At 34.8% G+C, this 17650-nt stretch carries 19 protein-coding genes; 16 read left to right on the top strand and 3 right to left on the bottom strand.

Going from position 1 to position 17650, the window contains the following annotated elements; genetic code table 11:
• Nucleotides 1-42: 42 nt before the first annotated feature.
• The 8 genes from kaiC (at nucleotide 43) to B0A68_RS14310 (ending at nucleotide 7553) form a co-directional block, all read left to right on the top strand.
• Nucleotides 43-1716 (top strand): circadian clock protein KaiC, encoded by a 1674-nt coding sequence (gene kaiC / locus B0A68_RS14345; protein WP_035680078.1) that lies wholly within the window; start codon nucleotides 43-45, stop codon nucleotides 1714-1716.
• Between the two features lie 7 nt (nucleotides 1717-1723).
• On the top strand, nucleotides 1724-2026 hold the full coding sequence (locus tag B0A68_RS14340) for a circadian clock KaiB family protein (protein ID WP_035680081.1): 303 nt from the start codon (nucleotides 1724-1726) through the stop codon (nucleotides 2024-2026).
• On the top strand, nucleotides 2026-2322 hold the full coding sequence (locus B0A68_RS14335; RefSeq protein WP_035680083.1) for a circadian clock KaiB family protein: 297 nt from the start codon (nucleotides 2026-2028) through the stop codon (nucleotides 2320-2322). The genes B0A68_RS14340 and B0A68_RS14335 overlap by 1 nt, the downstream gene beginning before the upstream one ends.
• 4 nt (nucleotides 2323-2326) lie before the next feature.
• Nucleotides 2327-3580: a sensor histidine kinase gene (locus B0A68_RS14330; RefSeq protein WP_035680086.1), complete on the top strand. Its 1254-nt coding sequence runs from the start codon at nucleotides 2327-2329 to the stop codon at nucleotides 3578-3580.
• A gap of 1 nt (nucleotide 3581) precedes the next feature.
• Complete coding sequence (locus B0A68_RS14325) at nucleotides 3582-3986, top strand: response regulator (protein WP_035680088.1); 405 nt, start codon at nucleotides 3582-3584, stop codon at nucleotides 3984-3986.
• A gap of 7 nt (nucleotides 3987-3993) precedes the next feature.
• Nucleotides 3994-4869: a helix-turn-helix domain-containing protein gene (locus tag B0A68_RS14320; protein WP_240475218.1), complete on the top strand. Its 876-nt coding sequence runs from the start codon at nucleotides 3994-3996 to the stop codon at nucleotides 4867-4869.
• 271 nt (nucleotides 4870-5140) lie between these two features.
• Nucleotides 5141-6190 carry an alpha/beta hydrolase gene (locus B0A68_RS14315; RefSeq protein ID WP_205623775.1) on the top strand — a complete coding sequence of 350 codons (1050 nt, stop codon included), beginning with the start codon at nucleotides 5141-5143 and terminating at the stop codon, nucleotides 6188-6190.
• 142 nt (nucleotides 6191-6332) lie between these two features.
• Nucleotides 6333-7553 (top strand): DUF763 domain-containing protein, encoded by a 1221-nt coding sequence (locus tag B0A68_RS14310; RefSeq protein ID WP_035680096.1) that lies wholly within the window; start codon nucleotides 6333-6335, stop codon nucleotides 7551-7553.
• 88 nt (nucleotides 7554-7641) lie between these two features.
• Here the strand turns inward: B0A68_RS14310 and B0A68_RS14305 are convergent, their stop codons facing one another.
• Nucleotides 7642-8028, bottom strand: coding sequence for a DoxX family protein (locus tag B0A68_RS14305; protein WP_051892418.1), 387 nt, complete (start codon nucleotides 8026-8028; stop codon nucleotides 7642-7644).
• A 231-nt stretch (nucleotides 8029-8259) separates the two neighbouring features.
• Between B0A68_RS14305 and B0A68_RS14300 the strand changes: the two genes are divergently transcribed.
• Nucleotides 8260-9111, top strand: a complete 852-nt coding sequence (locus tag B0A68_RS14300) for an AraC family transcriptional regulator (RefSeq protein ID WP_035680098.1) — start codon at nucleotides 8260-8262, stop codon at nucleotides 9109-9111.
• A 17-nt stretch (nucleotides 9112-9128) separates the two neighbouring features.
• Nucleotides 9129-10397: a DUF418 domain-containing protein gene (locus B0A68_RS14295; RefSeq protein WP_035680100.1), complete on the top strand. Its 1269-nt coding sequence runs from the start codon at nucleotides 9129-9131 to the stop codon at nucleotides 10395-10397.
• Between the two features lie 19 nt (nucleotides 10398-10416).
• On the opposite strand, the gene B0A68_RS14290 is transcribed toward B0A68_RS14295, so the two are convergent.
• Nucleotides 10417-11013 (bottom strand): murein L,D-transpeptidase catalytic domain-containing protein, encoded by a 597-nt coding sequence (locus B0A68_RS14290; RefSeq protein WP_035680103.1) that lies wholly within the window; start codon nucleotides 11011-11013, stop codon nucleotides 10417-10419.
• 237 nt (nucleotides 11014-11250) lie between these two features.
• Here B0A68_RS14290 and pdxR point away from each other — a divergent pair, with 237 nt between their 5' ends.
• Complete coding sequence (gene pdxR, locus B0A68_RS14285; protein WP_035680105.1) at nucleotides 11251-12678, top strand: MocR-like pyridoxine biosynthesis transcription factor PdxR; 1428 nt, start codon at nucleotides 11251-11253, stop codon at nucleotides 12676-12678.
• Between the two features lie 46 nt (nucleotides 12679-12724).
• On the opposite strand, the gene B0A68_RS14280 is transcribed toward pdxR, so the two are convergent.
• A complete protein-coding gene (locus B0A68_RS14280) occupies nucleotides 12725-12988 on the bottom strand; it encodes a DUF2024 family protein (RefSeq protein WP_035687616.1) in 264 nt (87 codons plus the stop codon).
• Nucleotides 12989-13307: 319 nt separating this feature from the next.
• Here B0A68_RS14280 and B0A68_RS14275 point away from each other — a divergent pair, with 319 nt between their 5' ends.
• The 5 genes from B0A68_RS14275 to metI all read left to right on the top strand — a co-directional run bounded on the left by B0A68_RS14275 (nucleotide 13308) and on the right by metI (nucleotide 17634).
• A complete protein-coding gene (locus B0A68_RS14275) occupies nucleotides 13308-14039 on the top strand; it encodes a YggS family pyridoxal phosphate-dependent enzyme (RefSeq protein WP_035680108.1) in 732 nt (243 codons plus the stop codon).
• A gap of 30 nt (nucleotides 14040-14069) precedes the next feature.
• Complete coding sequence (locus B0A68_RS14270) at nucleotides 14070-14780, top strand: AAA family ATPase (protein WP_035680111.1); 711 nt, start codon at nucleotides 14070-14072, stop codon at nucleotides 14778-14780.
• 139 nt (nucleotides 14781-14919) lie between these two features.
• A complete protein-coding gene (locus B0A68_RS14265; protein WP_035680114.1) occupies nucleotides 14920-15660 on the top strand; it encodes an alpha/beta fold hydrolase in 741 nt (246 codons plus the stop codon).
• Nucleotides 15661-15956: 296 nt separating this feature from the next.
• Nucleotides 15957-16988, top strand: a complete 1032-nt coding sequence (gene metN, locus B0A68_RS14255; protein WP_035680119.1) for a methionine ABC transporter ATP-binding protein MetN — start codon at nucleotides 15957-15959, stop codon at nucleotides 16986-16988.
• Nucleotides 16981-17634: a methionine ABC transporter permease MetI gene (gene metI, locus B0A68_RS14250; RefSeq protein WP_035680122.1), complete on the top strand. Its 654-nt coding sequence runs from the start codon at nucleotides 16981-16983 to the stop codon at nucleotides 17632-17634. The genes metN and metI overlap by 8 nt, the downstream gene beginning before the upstream one ends.
• Nucleotides 17635-17650: the final 16 nt, after the last annotated feature.

The following is a 17650-nucleotide window of genomic DNA, read 5'->3' as shown; positions in this document are numbered from 1 at the left end:
TCAAAGAAAACGTATATTTGGATAAATAGAATACTAAATAGCGTGCAAAAAGAATCAAAATCACATAGTTTTATATTTCCAAAAACTCCTACGGGAGTTGACGGTCTCGATGAGATTACTGATGGAGGTTTTCCTAAGGGACGACCAACCTTAATCTGTGGAGGAGCCGGATGCGGAAAAACATTGTTATCGATGCAATTCCTTATTAAAGGTATTACAGAATATAACGAACCAGGAGTCTTCATGTCATTTGAAGAACCTTCTGCAGACATTACTTTAAATGTTAAGTCACTGGGTTTTGACCTGGAAAAACTTAAAGCTGAAAAAAAACTCGCTGTAGATTATGTAAGGGTTGAAAGAGCTGAAATAGAAGAAGCAGGAGAATATGATCTGGATGGCTTATTTATCAGACTTGGACATGCTATCGATTCCATAAAAGCAAAACGTGTTGTATTAGATACTATAGAATCTTTATTTTCCGGCCTTGATAACCAAGCGATTCTAAGAGCCGAACTGCGAAGATTATTTCACTGGCTTAAAGAAAAAGGTGTCACAGCAATTATTACAGGAGAACGCGGTGAAGCAACACTTACCAGACAAGGACTTGAAGAATATGTTTCTGATTGTGTGATTGTTTTGGATCATCGTGTTATTGAGCAGGTTTCTACCAGAAGACTTCGAATTGTAAAATACAGAGGATCTACACACGGTACAAACGAATATCCTTTTCTTATAGACTCTGATGGAATTTCTGTACTTCCGATTACTTCTTTAAAATTAGATAATGAAGTTTCCTCAGAAGTTGTTTTGACAGGTGTTCCCGGACTTAATGATATGTTTTATGGAGGCGGATTCTATCGCGGCAGTAATATACTAGTATCAGGAACAGCCGGAACAGCCAAAACAACAATCGCATGTTACTTTGCAAACGAACAATGCGAAAATAAAGAAAGAACAATTTATTTTGCATTTGAAGAATCACCGCAACAGCTGATTCGAAATATGAAATCGATTGGTATTGATCTTGACAAACACATTAAAAAAGGTTTGTTACAGATACATTCTTCACGTCCGTCATTAAATGGTCTTGAACTGCATTTACTTACACTTAGGAAATTAATTAGAGATTTTAAACCTACAACCATCATTATTGATCCAATAAGCAATCTTATTTCGGTAGGAAGCGAGCACGAAGTTCGCTCGATGCTTGTACGATTGATCGATATGCTTAAAGCCAATAATATTACAGCTTTATTTACTTCTTTAAATAAACAAACAGATAGTTTTAGACCTGATCTTGCAGAAGAATCAGTTTCTTCATTGGTAGATACCTGGATAACCGTGCGTGACATGGAAGGAATTGGAGAAAGAAACCGCGGTATTTTTATTGTAAAAGCCCGAGGAATGGGACATTCAAATCAAGTTAGAGAATTTGTAATTACAGATAAAGGTATCGAATTACTCGATGTAGAATTGGGTCCACAAGGAATACTTACCGGAACAGCGAGACAATCTCATCAACTGAAGAGAACTATTCATGAAATCAAACTTCAGAATGAGATCAGCAGGAAAGACAGAGAAATCGAACGTAAACGTAAAGTCTTGGAATCTAATATAGAATCGCTCAGAACAGAGTTTGAATCAGCACAAGAGGAACTAAGTATCCTTAAAGCAACAGAAGAATTACAGGCAGGACTGTCTTCCAAAAAAAAATAGCAGCAGGATGAAAAAAAAAGAAGAGGCAGCAGAATGGCAATTACTGCTTTATATAGCGGGACAGACGCCAAAGTCGATAAAAGCACTTGAAAACATAAAAAAATATGCAGAAGAACATCTTACTGGAAAATACAGTATAGAAATTATCGACTTGCTCAAAAATCCGCAATTGGCAGAAGGCGATCAAATTCTGGCGGTACCTACTTTGGTGAGAAAATTTCCTGAACCTATTCGTAAAATAATCGGCGATCTTTCTAACGAGGAAAGAGTACTTGTTGGCCTTAACATAAAACCTTTAAAAACTTTGTAATGGATGATTCCTCAGACAGTTCCAGTACGGCCAAACATAAATTTTTGCTTTTTGTCTCAGGTATGTCTGTTAAATCAGGACGTGCAATAGAAAATCTACGTCTCATTTGCGATAAATATCTCACAGGCAATTACGAAATAGAGATTATAGACATTAGTCGTGATAAAGAACAAGCGGTGATTCACCAAATTATAGCAATACCTACATTAATTAAAACACATCCTATACCGGAAAGAATTATACTTGGAGATTTATCAGACAAGGAAAAGGTTTTAAGGATACTAAATATCAGTTAATAATTTGGAGTCTACCAATAAAAATATTGAATCTTTATTAGAAGAGATAAACCTGCTTAAAGAACAGCTTTATGATTCTAACAGCATAATTGAGGCTATCAAACACGGCGATGTAGATGCTTTGGTACTGCACAATAACGGCGTGCCGGAACTTTATTCGCTGGAAACTGCCGATTATACCTTTAGACTTTTAATTGAAAAATTTGGTCAGGGAGCTTTAAGTATCGCAAAAAACGGACTGATCTTATATTGTAATGATTATTTCTCAAAACTTATAGATTTACCTTCCGAAAAAATAATTGGAAATTATATCTATGAGTATTTTGATAATCCTGACAATTTCACGGCATTAATTGAGGCACAGAAGTATGGCGTAAATACGCATGAGATCACATTTAAAACTCAGGGAGATAAAACCTTTCCCGCTTATATCGCTTTAACAGATTTGGAACCAGCAGTTCAAGGAATTGGAGTTGTAGTTACCGATCTGACTGAAAAGAAAAAACATGAACAAGCACTGCTGCATCATCAAAAAAAGCTGGAGGAAAAAATTAATGAGTTAAACAGAATCAATAAAAATCTGGAGGAATTTATACATGTAATCTCGCATGATCTTAAAGAACCGCTCAGAAAAATTGTAATGTATAATGGAAGAATTGATGGTTCGAATCTAACAGAAACAGATGCTAAATCAATGAATGTAATGAAATCTTCTGTACTGCGATTGAATTCACTCATTGATGATTTAGTTCAATATTCTTCGCACACAGCGCAAGAAGATCGAACAGCTGTAAACTTAGCCGAAGTAATTGCAGAAGTGAAGGATGATCTGGAAATCATTATAAATGATAAAAATGCCAGTATCGAAATCGGGAATTTACCTACAATACGTGCTTCACGCGTGCAAATGCGCCAGCTTTTTTCTAATCTTATTTCAAATGCTGTAAAATACAGCAAACCAGATATTGCGCCTTTAATTCAGATTTCCGAAATAGAAAATTTCAAATCTGAAGTGCTTGAGGAGGCCGGTAAATTTGTGAAAATTGAAATCAAAGACAATGGTATTGGAATGGAACAAGGTCATCTTAACAAAATTTTTACTATCTTTCAGCGATTGCACGCCAAAAATGAATATTCAGGAAATGGTATTGGGCTTGCAATTTGTAAAAAAATTATGGAAAACCATTCAGGTGACATAACTGTAGAAAGTCAACTGCATGAGGGAACCATATTTAACCTCTTTTTTCCAGTAACATAAAATGCCACAATTAGACAACTTACATATTATAATAGCAGAAGATGATTACGACGATGCTGATATAATGCTGCAAACTTTTACAAATAATCCAAATTTTTCAAAAGTAAGTATTGTAAATAATGGAGAAGAACTTTTAAATTATTTAAAAGATACTTCCAATCACATTCCCGACATTATCCTTACTGATATTAACATGCCTATTCTTGACGGCATCGAAGCACTGCAGGAAATTTTGACCGATGCTGACTTCAAAAATATTCCCTGCTTTGTATATTCAACAAGTATAAATCCTGCTTATAAAGAAAAATGTGATAATCTTGGCGTAAAAGCCTATTTGACAAAGCCATATTCTTTTGAAGCTTTTGAGGAAATTCCTAAAACAATTTTGACCATCGCTGCACAATAATCTTTATATGATGAGCAATCATAATTTTTTTGAATCTAATTATAAAAAACTTGGGTTTGTTGTACTAAACCAGAGTTCTATAGACGAAATTAATAGTGATGCTTTCAAAACGTATATTAAAGTTCTTTATCTGCCTGAGAATTATTTGGTAACTATTGACTTTAAACAATATACCACCAAAACGCCTTCCTTGTTTTTTATAAACAGCAATCAATATCTGCAGATTGATAAAGAAGGAAAAGGGCAAGGTTACTTTATGTACTATAATCGTGATTTTTACTGCGTACAAATTCACGATGCAGAAGTAGCATGCGACGGTTTGTTGTTTAATAATATTTTTGAAATGCCTATGACTGCGCTTCCTGAAAAGGAAGTTTTATTTGTAGAAAGCATTTACGATCAGATCCAGCAAGAGTTTGATTCTCCAGATTCTTCGCAGGAAGAAATGATTCGAACGTATCTAAAACAATTAATCATAAAAGCTACCCGAATCTGGAAAATACAGCAGCTGGGTGCATTGAATACTGAATCCTCTAAAGAAATGGATTTCTTCAGGAATTTCAGCCGTCTTGTCGAAATTCATTTTAGAACCAAACATACTGTAGCAGATTATGCCGACATTCTTGGCGTTGCTCCAAAAACTTTATCCAATAAATTTAATCGTCTGGAGCTATCTCAGCCCAACGATATTATCAAAGACCGAATTATTCTGGAAGCAAAAAGGCTTTTGGGATATTCTGCCTTGAGTGTAAAAGAAATTGCTTATCAGCTTGGTTACGAAGATCCGGCTTATTTTAACCGCCTTTTTACCAATAAAGTTGGAGACACTCCTGCTAATTTTAAGAAAAAATACCTTCAAGGGAAAAATGTACAATTAGAATAGACTTTTATCTATTTTTACAGCTTTACTACCGCCATATCTTTGTCCTATCAAAATAACTGATAAACACTTTAAGATATGAAACACAAATTAAAAGCCGCATCAAAAGGCAGCGTAAAAAACAAAAGCGGACCAATTAACTACAACAGTTCCGACTTAAATTAAATCTCTATTCCATTTACAACTCCATTTAAACACTTTGCTATTCAGTGTTTTACTTAAAAAGAAACAACACGTTAGGCAAAACTTTTTTCTTAATTTTAAAAATAATATCATGAAAACTATAAAATCAATACAACAAAGTTTCTTTATAATCGCATTCTTAACTCTTAATACAATAGTTATGGCACAAGAAAGACAATACAAAGGCGAAAATGATCCGCAGGTTTTTACAGAGGTACGCAGTTTTTTGAAAGCATTAAATTCTGGTGATGGTAAACCTCTGGAACAATTAAGCGTTGCAGATGCACGCGGCGTATTAGTAGGTGCTCAAAAATCTGTAGAAGTTGACTATTCAGGAATTGAAGAGTCTGAAAAAGTAATTTCTCAAAACGGACTTAAAGTAAAAATTCATATTACAAAACCTAAAGACGCAAAAGCAAATGCTCCTGTATTTATCTTCATTCACGGCGGTGGATGGGTTTTGGGAGATTATCCTACTCATAGAAGATTAGTTCGAGATTTGGTTGTAGAAAGCGGCGCTGTTGCAGTTTTCCCAGATTATACTCCTTCTCCGGAAGCGCAATATCCAGTTGCTATAAATGAAATTTACGCCGCAACAGAATGGGTTTCTGAAAACGGAAAAGAAATTGGTGTAAACGGAAAAAACCTTGCAGTAGTAGGAAACAGCGTTGGAGGAAACATGACGGCTGCAATTACCTTAATGGCCAAAGATAAAAAAGGACCACATATTAAATTACAAGTTTTATTATGGCCGGTAACCGATGCCAATTTTGAAACTGAATCTTATAATTCTTTTGCAAATGGAAGATTTCTAACTAAAAATATGATGAAATGGTTTTGGAATAACTACTTGCCAGACACCAGCAAAAGAAAAGAAATTTATGCTTCTCCATTACAAGCAAGTTTAGATCAACTAAAAGACTTACCTCCTGCTTTGGTACAAACTGCCGAGAATGATGTTTTGAGAGACGAAGGTGAAGCATACGCAAGAAAACTTAACGAAGCCGGAGTTCCTGTTACCTTAACCAGATACAGCGGATTAATTCACGATTACGGACTTTTAAATCCAATTGCTACTGTTCCTGCAGTACAAACAGCTGTAAAACAAGCTGCAGTAATCATCAAATCAACTTTGAAATAAGTATGTAGTCTATTTTAAATATAAAAGCAGAATGGTTTTAACACTATTCTGCTTTTTTTTTGATTTTAAGGTTAAACGCAAAAATATTATTAACAGCTGACAGCCTTATTTTTACTTAAATTTGCAACATCCAAATCTTCTTATGAAACGTTCCGGTACAGCAGATCTTCCGTTGCATTATGGCCATGTCCCTTTATGGCTGGCCGAACGTATGTCTAAACTTGGTTTTGCAATTGTAGAAACGATTGCCTTAGAATTTTCTACTTCAGAAGTAATTACAAAATTGAGTAATCCTTTTTGGTTTCAGAGTTTTGGTGCCGTTATGGGTATGGATTGGCATTCGTCGGGAATTACAACTTCTGTACTTGGCGCTTTAAAAAAATCGGTAAATCCGCATTCTAAAGAATTAGGAATTTACATCTGCGGCGGCAAAGGAAAACATTCTACGCAGACACCTCAAGAACTTTTATACGTAGGAGAAAAAACAGGTCTGGACGGTCTGGATCTTGCCAATTGCAGCCGAATTACAGCCAAAGTAGACAACACGGCTATTCAGGACGGATTTCAGTTGTATCAGCATAATTTTATTGTAGACAATAAAGGACAATGGGCTGTTATTCAGCAGGGAATGAATCCAGATTCTAAAACCGCCAGAAGATATCACTGGCATTCAAAGGATTTGAAATCTTTTGTAAATGAGCCTCATACTTTTATTTACGGAGAAAATCAGGGTTCAATTTTAAATCTGACTGCCCAGTCTGCAGAGGAATCGAGAGCAGGAATATTAGAACTGGCAAAAGAATCTCCAACAAAAATAATGAAAGAAATGCAATATCTTTCTATGCCGGCACACCATGATGTACGTATGGAAGATGTAAACATGAAACGCCTTGGCGCAATGCTTTGGGCAACGCACGAAAACAAACCAGAAGATTTTGAAGAGCTTTTACTCTTAAAAGGAATGGGACCCAGAGCACTGCAATCGCTGGCTTTGGTAAGCGAAATAATCTACGGAACTCCAACCCGATTTGAAGATCCAGCGCGTTTTTCTTTTGCACACGGCGGTAAAGACGGGCATCCGTTTCCAGTTCCGATTACCATTTATGACGAAACAATTAATACACTGCAAAAAGCAATTCAAAGAGCAAAAATTGGCCAGAATGATAAAATTGATGCTATTAGAAAATTATCAGAAATCTCAAGAAAAGCAGAAGAAGGTTTTACACCAAATAATAACTTTGACGCATTAATTCAAAAAGAAAGAAACGAATCTTATAAATATCAGGGAAAAACAGTTTTTGGAGATGCAAAACCGCCAAAGACTAAACCTTCAAATCCCGGAAATCAATTAGAATTGTTTTGATTTAATACTCTTTTCAATAATTATAAATATAAAAACCGCACAGTCTCTATTGATTCTGTGCGGTTTTCTTTTATTTATTTTCGCTAAATTAATCCCATTTATTAGTATGAGAAATAGAATATTTTCCTGCGCCCGTAAAAAATAAAGCCACAGCTCCTAATAAATAAAGCATTAATAATTCGTTTGCATAACCTCCGTGCTCGCTGATAGAAAAAAGATCCTGCGCATGTGCAACTGCAATTGCTACAATACAATTAACTGCAAAAACAACTGCTGCAATTCTAGTACGCCATCCTAATAAAATGGCAAGCGGAGCCAAAACTTCACCAATATAAACAGCATAACCTACAGGTCCCATATTTTCCAGAAGGAAAGAAATACCATGAAGTATTTTTGATACGCCATGAAAAAGCATTAAACCTCCAACACTTATACGTAATAAAAGTAATCCAAAGTCTGTGTTTTTTGAAATCATAATAAATTGTTTTGATTAAATTAATTCAAAATTTAGGTTTTGTGATCAACTAAAATACAATTTTTTATGATTTAAAAGCCCTCGTACTTTCTTCAAATTTAAAAAAAGTGAACAGTCTCAGAATTTTTAATACCAATTAGTATATAAATTACTTTTAAATATATCTTACAAAATGCTGCTATATTTGATTACAGGTTGTTATATTCGTGTTCTAAAGTGTACATTTTTAATATGGTAGAAATTATGTTAGAAGAACCTTTTGAATTGGTTCTTACCAAATTGACAGAAGAATGCCCTAAACCCGGGTACATGCACAGTATTTTTGAAGTAGCGTACATTGTTGAAGGGAACGGCACACAGTCTGTAAACAATACTACTTTTAATTACGAAACTGGAAACTTGTTTCTTTTGACTCCTGATCATCAAAACTATTTTGATTTTGCTGCGCCTACACAATTGTTTTTCATTCGATTTAATAACTTCTATCTAAACGGAGTCTATGACCAGCAATTATTGCAGCAAATAGAAATAATCCTTAAAAATGCTCCACAGCAATCTGGCTGTATCATACAAAATGAAGACGATAAAATTATTGTTCGCCCGATCATTGAAGCCATAATTAAAGAACATGAAAAAGGAGGCTTGTACCACAAAGAACTTATTTCTCAATACATTAACACTTTACTGATTATTATCGCACGGAATATCATGGTAAAACTTCCGGAAAAGATCAACGATCAAAGTGATAAAAAAATCGTGGCAATATTGCAATATGTGCAGGCAAATATTTATCATCCTGAAAAACTAAAAGGACAGCACATCAGCAATAAATTCGGAATTTCTGAAACCTATCTCGGGAGGTTTTTCAGAAAACATACTAATGAAACATTACAGGAATATCAAACCAATTATAAGCTTAAACTAATAGAAAACCGCTTAGTAAATACCAATATGAGGATTACGGAAATTGCTGCAGAATTTGGCTTTACAGATAAAAGTCATTTTAATAATATGTTTAAAAAACACAGAGGTGTAAATCCGACAGAATTTCGCAAAATGTTTTTTGGTTTCGGAAATGTCTAATTAATAACTAAAGCAATATGGATAATCAATTACAGCCCACTGTACTTTCAGAAAGAATATCGTCTCTTGACTTTTTAAGAGGAATTGCCATCTTGGGAATATTGTTTATTAATATTGAAAATTTTGCTTACGAAAGCCCTTGGAGTTCCTGGAAATGCGGTTATGAAAGTGCGATAGATTTCAACACCAGATTTTGGGTTTATTTTTTAACTCAGGGTAAATTTTACAATATGTTTGCCATGTTGTTTGGAGTTGGTTTTGTAATTTTTTTAGAACGTTTAGAAGCAAAAAATATCGGTCTTAAAGCAATGGATATTTATGGTCGCAGATTGTTTTGGCTGTTTATAATTGGGGTCATTCATGCTTATTTTATCTGGGACGGCGATGTACTTTATCACTATTCAATTTGTGGTTTACTTTTAATTCCGTTTCGCTCTTTTAAAACCAAAAGTATAATTTTAGTTCTTTTACTTTTAGTTTCCATTATCATATTCAAAGCTTACACTACTACACTAAATTCGCAAAAAAAACAAAACGATTATCTGGCTGCTTTACAAATAAAAGAATCTCAAAGAACTGAGGAACAAGCTAAAACCATCAGTGAATGGAAAAAAAGATTTGCGGTAAAATCAACTAAAAAAGTCGAAAAAGAAGAAGTCGAAAATCCAAAACCAACTTATTTTGAAGGTTTAAAAAAATCTTTTGAACACGCAAAAGTACACGAAGGAGAACTGTACTATCAATCGATACTATTTCCGACATTAATTATTATGCTGCTCGGAATGATGCTGTACCGCACCGGCATTTTTGTAGATTACAGCGTTTGGAAAAATTATTGGCTGATTAGTATTTTGGTTTTAGCAATCGCCTTAATCATTAATTACTACAGATATTACCATTGGACTTTTGAAGATCAGAAACCCGTAGTGAGCTTTTGGGAAAATCTGCTCTATACTTTTCCAAGAGAAACTTTGGGCGTAGGATATGTTTTAATTCTAAATGGCATTTATCAGCGATTCCTAAAAAACATCAAATTAAAAATAATTTCAAATATTGGCCGCACTGCTTTATCTAACTATATTTTTCAGAGCATTATTGCCGGAATTATTTTTTACGGTTACGGTTTCGGACAGTTTAATCAATTCTCCAGATTTGAATTAATTCCGATAGTGATCATTATTTGGGTGATTCAGATTCTGCTGACAACCGTGTGGCTAAGATTTCATAAACATGGTCCTCTCGAATGGCTTTGGAGAAAACTGACTTACAGTTCCTTTAATAACTAAATCTTTCTGAATAGTCTATTTAGTAATAAATATCTAAGACAATAGTCGATTTTGAAGCATCTATTATTTTCTCCAGTTTCTTAAAGAAAACTTCATTTACCATAGGACAGCCGTGGCTTAAAGCAATATAATAATCTTGTTCTGCTTCTGGCACAGCAGAATAAGAATGTAGTACAATGGCTCTTTTTGAGGCATTATTGTTTGTCGCATCAAGACCGCATAATTTATATGATTTTCCGAACTTGCCATAGTATGATTTTCCTATTGCATAATTTCCTAATGAAGTACTGTTGGAATTGGGTTCGTTACTAAATTTCAGTTCGCCGCTAACTCCGGTTTCAGAACCGGAACCATTGGCAGTCAATCCCTGATATAAGATTTTGTCGTTCTCAAGATCGTAGACAAAAAATCGATTTTTGCCCGATTTGATTTTCATATCAACAAAAAAAGCAATTTTGGTATTATACATTCCGTTAGAACTAATTTGAGCTTTTACTGCTGTTACCTGATTATTAAATCGAATCATTTCCGCTTCAGACAGCGTTTCTATTTTATCAGATTTTGGAGCAGTAAAAAAACTGGCTGTAATAAAAAATAGCAGATTGAATAGTTTCATGATATGTGGTATTTTAATTTTAAAGTCCTTAGAAATAAAGACATGCAAATTTACCACCAAGAAGAGGATGCAAACAACCTTTAAAAGACTGAATTACAAAACAATAAGACTTATTTTTATCTTTACTTTTACAGCCTAAAATCTACCAGAATTTTTGAATTATAAACAAATCCACAAAAAAATAATGTAATTTTGGACTATTAGATCATTTTCAATTTTACAAAACAAACAGTCCAGATGTTACGACCGTGGTCATTAGAGATTCAGCTTGACAAAAATTCAGGAAAAGCCCTTTATCTGCAGATTGCAGATGCGGTTATCAATGCGATAAAAACAGGAAAACTTACAAGCGGTAATGCGCTGCCGGGAAGCCGACAGCTTGCCGGACTGCTGCAGGTAAATAGAAATACGATTGTGGCCGCACTTGACGTTCTAATTGCAGAAGGCTGGCTGATTACAATAGACCGAAAAGGAACTTTTGCTGCAGCTATACTTCCTGAAAATAAAACGCTTAAAACCAGCAGCCAAAAAATAAAAATCGATAAAGAAGAACCAAAACCGCATCTTATTTTTGATGATGGTCTTCCCGACAGCCGTCTCGCTCCTATGAATGATCTGGCGAGAGCTTATCGCGAAATATTCAGCAGAAAATCGAGATGGCAGATTATGGGTTACAGCAGCGAATTGGGGCATCCCGAATTTAGAAAAGCAATTGCGCAGATGCTCAATTTTAAAAGAGGAATGAGTATTGCTCCAGAACAAATCTGCATTACACGAGGGAGTCAGATGGCGATGTACCTTGCCGCACACTGCTTATTTGAAAAAGGCGATTATGTCATGATCGAAAATCCAGGATATAAACCCGCATGGGAAGCTTTTGAAAATGCAGGCGCAGTATTACTTCCTCTTAACATCAACAAAGACGGGATTGATATCGGCCAAGCCGAAGAATATCTTAAAAAATATCCCAACATAAAAGCCATTTACGTTACACCTCATCATCAGTTTCCGACTACCGTAACATTATCGCTCAAAAAAAGATTAAGACTTATCGAATTATCCAATCAATATGGTTTTACAATTATAGAAGACGATTATGATAACGAATTTCATTTTGGACAACGGCCAATATTACCCATTTCCAGTTACGATTCGCTGCAGAACTATATTTATATTGGCACATTAAGTAAGATTGTGGCACCGGCACTGCGTATTGGCTACCTGACAAGTTCTCTCGAAAATATTGAGAAAATAAGCCGACACAGGAAAATTATAGACGTACAAGGCGACAACATCATGGAAGAAGCAGTTTTAAGTCTTATAAACGAAGGTAAAATCAAGCGTCACCTCAAAAAAACAAATGTTCTTTATAAAGCAAAAAGAGATTATTTTGAAAATCTTTGCAGTCAATATTTAAAAGATAAAGCAGCTTTTATAAGACCAGAAGGCGGTTTGGCTTTTTGGATTGTGCCAAAATCCCAAACAAATGTACAACTCGTTTACCACCAGCTTTTAGCAAAAGGAATCAAGATTATAAATCCGGAAAACTTTAGTTTTGGCGAAACTATTTCTGGTTTTCGTTTAGGCTACGCTTCATTAACAGAAACACAAATGGAAGAAGGAATTCTTGCGCTTGCTGCACTTTTAGAAACAAAAAAAGACTGAAAGCCGCTATACTTTCAGTCTCACAATCAACCATTCTAAAATAAAACTAATTACAGTTTTCCATTTCAATAATAGAAAAACCATTTTCCCGTACCTGGTTTTCAATTTCAATTGGCGCCTTATCAATATGACAGAATCTGCATTCTTTTGAGCTTAACTCCTGCCCTTCCTGCGCCACACTTTTCAGGTATTTTTTTCCATATTCAAAAACCTCTTCTGCATTTTTTGTATCTTCATCTACCAAAATATCAAAATGCATAATTTTGCCGTCTTTTCGGGTTACATAAGTATCCCATACCGCTATTTTCATAAAATCTTTATTAAAATTAATATCTAAAAAATCTTTCCTAAAACATTGATTTTTATAAGACAAATTTACAGCAGATCTAAAATTCTAAAATGATCCAGTTTTTTTAATAATCAGCTCTAACTGGTCCAGATCATTCATTAAAATAATAATCAGGAGCTTATTCCAGCCATCCGCTGTATCTTTCTCTGCCTAAAGAAGGCACAGAAAGGATGCCGCTGCTGTCTGGGCTATGGCTCTCGTTTTCATAACAAATCTGGACTACTTTTAATATTCAAAACTGGATCAAAACCACCATCCTGAAAACCTATAATTTTACAGCATGAAAGACGAAATTATTTTAAACCTGAAAGAAGTTCACCAACGAATAACAGATGCGTGTCTTCTGGCAGGGAGAAATCCAGCAGATGTTGCACTTTTGCTGGCCGTAAAAACTGTTGCTCCAGAAAATATTCGAATTGCAGTAGAAGCCGGAGAAACCTTAATTGGTGAAAACAAAATGCAGGAACTTCGCGACAAAGATTCAGGATTAAAAGATCTGGTTATCGAGCGCCACTTTATTGGGCATCTGCAAACCAACAAAGTAAAAGACGTGCTAAAATATGTTTCCTGCATTCAGTCTCTGGATCGCTTAAATCTGGCCAAAGAACTGCATACACAATTAGAAAAACAGCACCGAACCCTTGATGTTTTTGTGCAGGTAAATACTTCTTATGAAGAAAGTAAATTTGGTCTTCCGCCCGATGAAGTTTTAGCTTTCATTAAAAAAATAAAAGAATATCCAACACTCCAAATTAAGGGATTAATGACAATTGGCCTGCTGGATGTTGACAAAGAAAAAATGCTACCTTCTTTAAGATTATTAAGAGAAATTCGGGACAAAATTTACGATGCCAAAATAGACGGTTTAACGAATCTAAAACTCTCTATGGGAATGTCTCAGGATTTAGAACTCGCTATTGCCGAAGGTTCTAATATGGTTAGAATTGGAACATCGATATTTGGAAACCGCTTTTTGGGAAAAGAAATCTGGAACGAAAATAATGCAGAATAAAACCTTAATTTTGCAAAAAAATACAATGACATGAATCTTAATGATCTTACTGTAAACGATACCGAGAAAATTGCTTTGGATGATTTATTCTTTAGCGACGAAAACAAATCTGCTTTGCTTCAGATCATTAAAGAACATCAATATATTGAAGAATTAAAAAAATACAATCTTAAAGTAGACAACAAGATTTTACTGCACGGAAGTTCGGGCTGCGGTAAAACAACTACTGCAAAAGCCATTGCCAATACGCTCAACAAAAAGATCATTATTGTAAATCTCAGTACTGTTATCGATGCCAGAATCGGCGAGACTTCTAAGAATTTAAAAGCCATTTTTGACAAAGCAATTCGGGAAAGAGCGGTTCTGTTTCTGGATGAATTTGACCAGATCGGAAAAAGCCGTGACAGTGATGATAAAGATGTCGGCGAAATGCGTCGTTTGGTCAATACAATCATTCAGCTTTTTGATTATTTCCCCTCAGACAGCTTATTAATCTGCGCTACAAACCATTACGAGATTATTGATACTGCATTGCTTAGAAGATTTCAACTGCGTTTAAAATACGAAATGCCTTCTGAGAATCAACTCAACGTTTATTACGACAAGATTGTTTCCGGATTTCCTTTGCATCTGCAGAACATCAAACGCAAATATGACATCTCTTATGCTGAAGCTTTAGATTATATTCATACCAAAATGAAAAAATTGATTATTGAAGAATTAGAATTAGTTCAGCAATAACTTCACAGAAAATAGTACCTAAAAGCAGCCGCATTTTAAAGAAAAAGAGAAATGTTATTTTTATATTCTACTAATTACATAGAATTTGTATATTAAATATAAAACCTTACATTTGTATTCAATCCAAACCTATTGAAACATGGAAAATACGATCATAACATCAGAATCTGTAAAAGTAAAAAGAGAAAGCTTAATCCTGCTTCACGGGTTATTTGGAGATTTAAGTAATTGGAATGCTGTGAAAGATAATTTTTCGGCAGATCATAATATTTTCATTCCAAAATTACCATTATATAAAAAAAGCGAAAAAGACGCTACACTAAAGCATTATGTAAAATTTTTATGTGAATACATTACTGAAAATCAAATAGAAAAACCCATTTTAATTGGTAATTCATTAGGCGGACATATTGCTCTTTTATATGCTTTAGAATATCCGAATGAAGTTGAAAAACTCGTTCTTACGGGCAGTTCTGGATTATACGAAAGTACTTTAGACATGTCTTTTCCGCGCATAAATGATTTTGAATTTATAGCCGAAAAAGTTCGCGAGGTTTTTTATAATCAGGAAATTATTTCTGATTCCTTAATCGAGAATGTTTACAATACCATTCAGGATAAAGAAAAAGCTTTATCGGTTGTACGCACGGCCAAAGCGGCACGAAATCAAAATCTTAAAGATGATCTTACTTCTATAGCACTTCCTGTTTTATTAATCTGGGGAATGCAGGATATCGTAACGCCGCTCAGCGTTGCAGAAGAATTCTTTTATTTACTTCCTAATGCCTATCTGCATTTAATTAATCATTGCGGACACGCACCAATGATGGAACAGCCGGCAGAATTTAATAAAAGGCTAAAAGAGTTTTTAATCAGTTGATTGTAAAATAGGTGAATAAAAAACACCCGATAATTTGACGTGCGGTATTATTATTATAATGCCGCTTTTTACAGCTGTTTTGTATCTTAATTCTACAAAACCTGTCAAGTTATTACCAACTGCGTAATTTTATGTGTTTTTAGACACTTTTTTGGCAATGAATAAAGTGCATAAACCGAGTCAGATTCAGTACAAGTTGGCTGCGATTGAATGAAATTGCAGGTTTTTAGCCTTACCTTTGCCGCATATTTCATTTTCATTAAAAACATACCGTATTTATTACCCATCAAAATAAAATGATTGAATTAAAAAATATAAGTAAATCTTTTAAGACACCGCGCGGCACTTTTCACGCTTTAAAAAACGTCTCGCTTCAAATTCCGCAAGGTGCTATTTTTGGCATTATCGGAACTTCTGGTGCCGGAAAAAGCACCCTTATTCGCTGTGTAAATCTTTTAGAAAGACCTGATTCCGGACAAGTTATTGTAGACGACATTAATCTTTTAGAATTATCTGCAAAAGAATTAACGCTGAAAAGAAGAGAAATCGGAATGATCTTTCAGCATTTTAATCTGCTTTCTTCCCGCACAGTTTACGACAATGTTGCTTTTTCATTAGAATTAGCAGGCATTTCAAAAAAAGAAATTAAGCATCGTGTAGAAGAACTTTTAGAATTAGTTGGATTAACAGAAAAGAGAAATGATTATCCTGCAAGTTTATCAGGCGGACAAAAACAACGTGTCGCCATTGCAAGAACGCTTGCCAACAATCCTAAAGTTTTGCTTTGTGATGAAGCTACAAGTGCGCTCGATCCTGCAACTACAAGATCTATTTTAAATCTTATAAAAAATATAAATAATAAACTCAATATTACCATTTTGCTGATTACACACCAAATGGAAGTTGTAAGAGCGATCTGCGATACTGTTGCCGTAATCAGTCACGGTGAAGTTATTGAACACGGAACTTTGAGCGAAATTTTTACGAGCGCAAAAGATCCGATTACACAAAAATTTATCGCTTCTGCCCTTCATGTTGATCTGCCTCAGTTTTATGCCGATAAGTTAAAAACCAATTGGACGGCAGACAGCAATACGTTACTGCAATTAGAATTTACAGGAAAAAGCACCGACGAACCTTTATTGACACAAGCCGCAACACGATTCGGAATCAATGCCAGTATTGTCAGCGCGCAGACTACCTATGCAGGTACAACACGTTTAGGAATTCTTTTGGTTGATCTTTCGGGAACGACAGAAAATCAAAAACTAGCCATCGAATATTTTAAAGAAAATCATATTAAAACTCAAATTTTAGGCCATGTCTGAATCTGTTATAAATTTACTAATACAAGGAACCTGGGAAACGATAGTCATGACATTTGTATCGGGATTTTTCGGTTTTGTTCTGGGTCTGCCTGCCGGAATATTTTTGTTCCTTACCAGAAAAGGACAATTATTAGAACATACTACTCTTAATCGCATCCTTTCTATAACGGTAAACGTTTTTCGTTCGATTCCTTTTATCATTTTAATTGTCTGGATGATTCCTTTTACAAGAGCTCTTATTGGCACTTCGATTGGTGTAAGCGCCGCTTTAGTTCCGTTAAGTATTGGAGCAGCGCCATTTATTGCACGTTTGGTAGAAAATAGTCTTTTAGCTTTACCGCAGGGATTAATAGAAGCAGCAAGGGCGCTGGGTGCAACACCTTTGCAGATTATTTTTAAGGTATTAATGCCAGAAGCACTTCCTTCTCTGATCAATGCTGCAGCCATCACTTTTATTACACTTGTAGGTTATTCTGCAATGGGCGGTGCTGTTGGAGCTGGCGGATTAGGACAAATAGGATATCAATACGGTTATATTGGTTATGACAGTACGATTATGAATACTGTTCTTATTCTGCTTGTCATTCTGGTATTTATCATACAATTTGCAGGAGACAGACTTTCAAAATATTTTGACCATAGATAATAATTTTAATACTAAA

Source organism: Flavobacterium reichenbachii (assembly GCF_002217435.1).
In the GTDB taxonomy this organism is placed as follows: domain Bacteria; phylum Bacteroidota; class Bacteroidia; order Flavobacteriales; family Flavobacteriaceae; genus Flavobacterium; species Flavobacterium reichenbachii.
The sequence above is the reverse complement of the archived record's forward strand: the minus strand, read 5'-3'. Positions and strand labels throughout refer to the sequence as shown.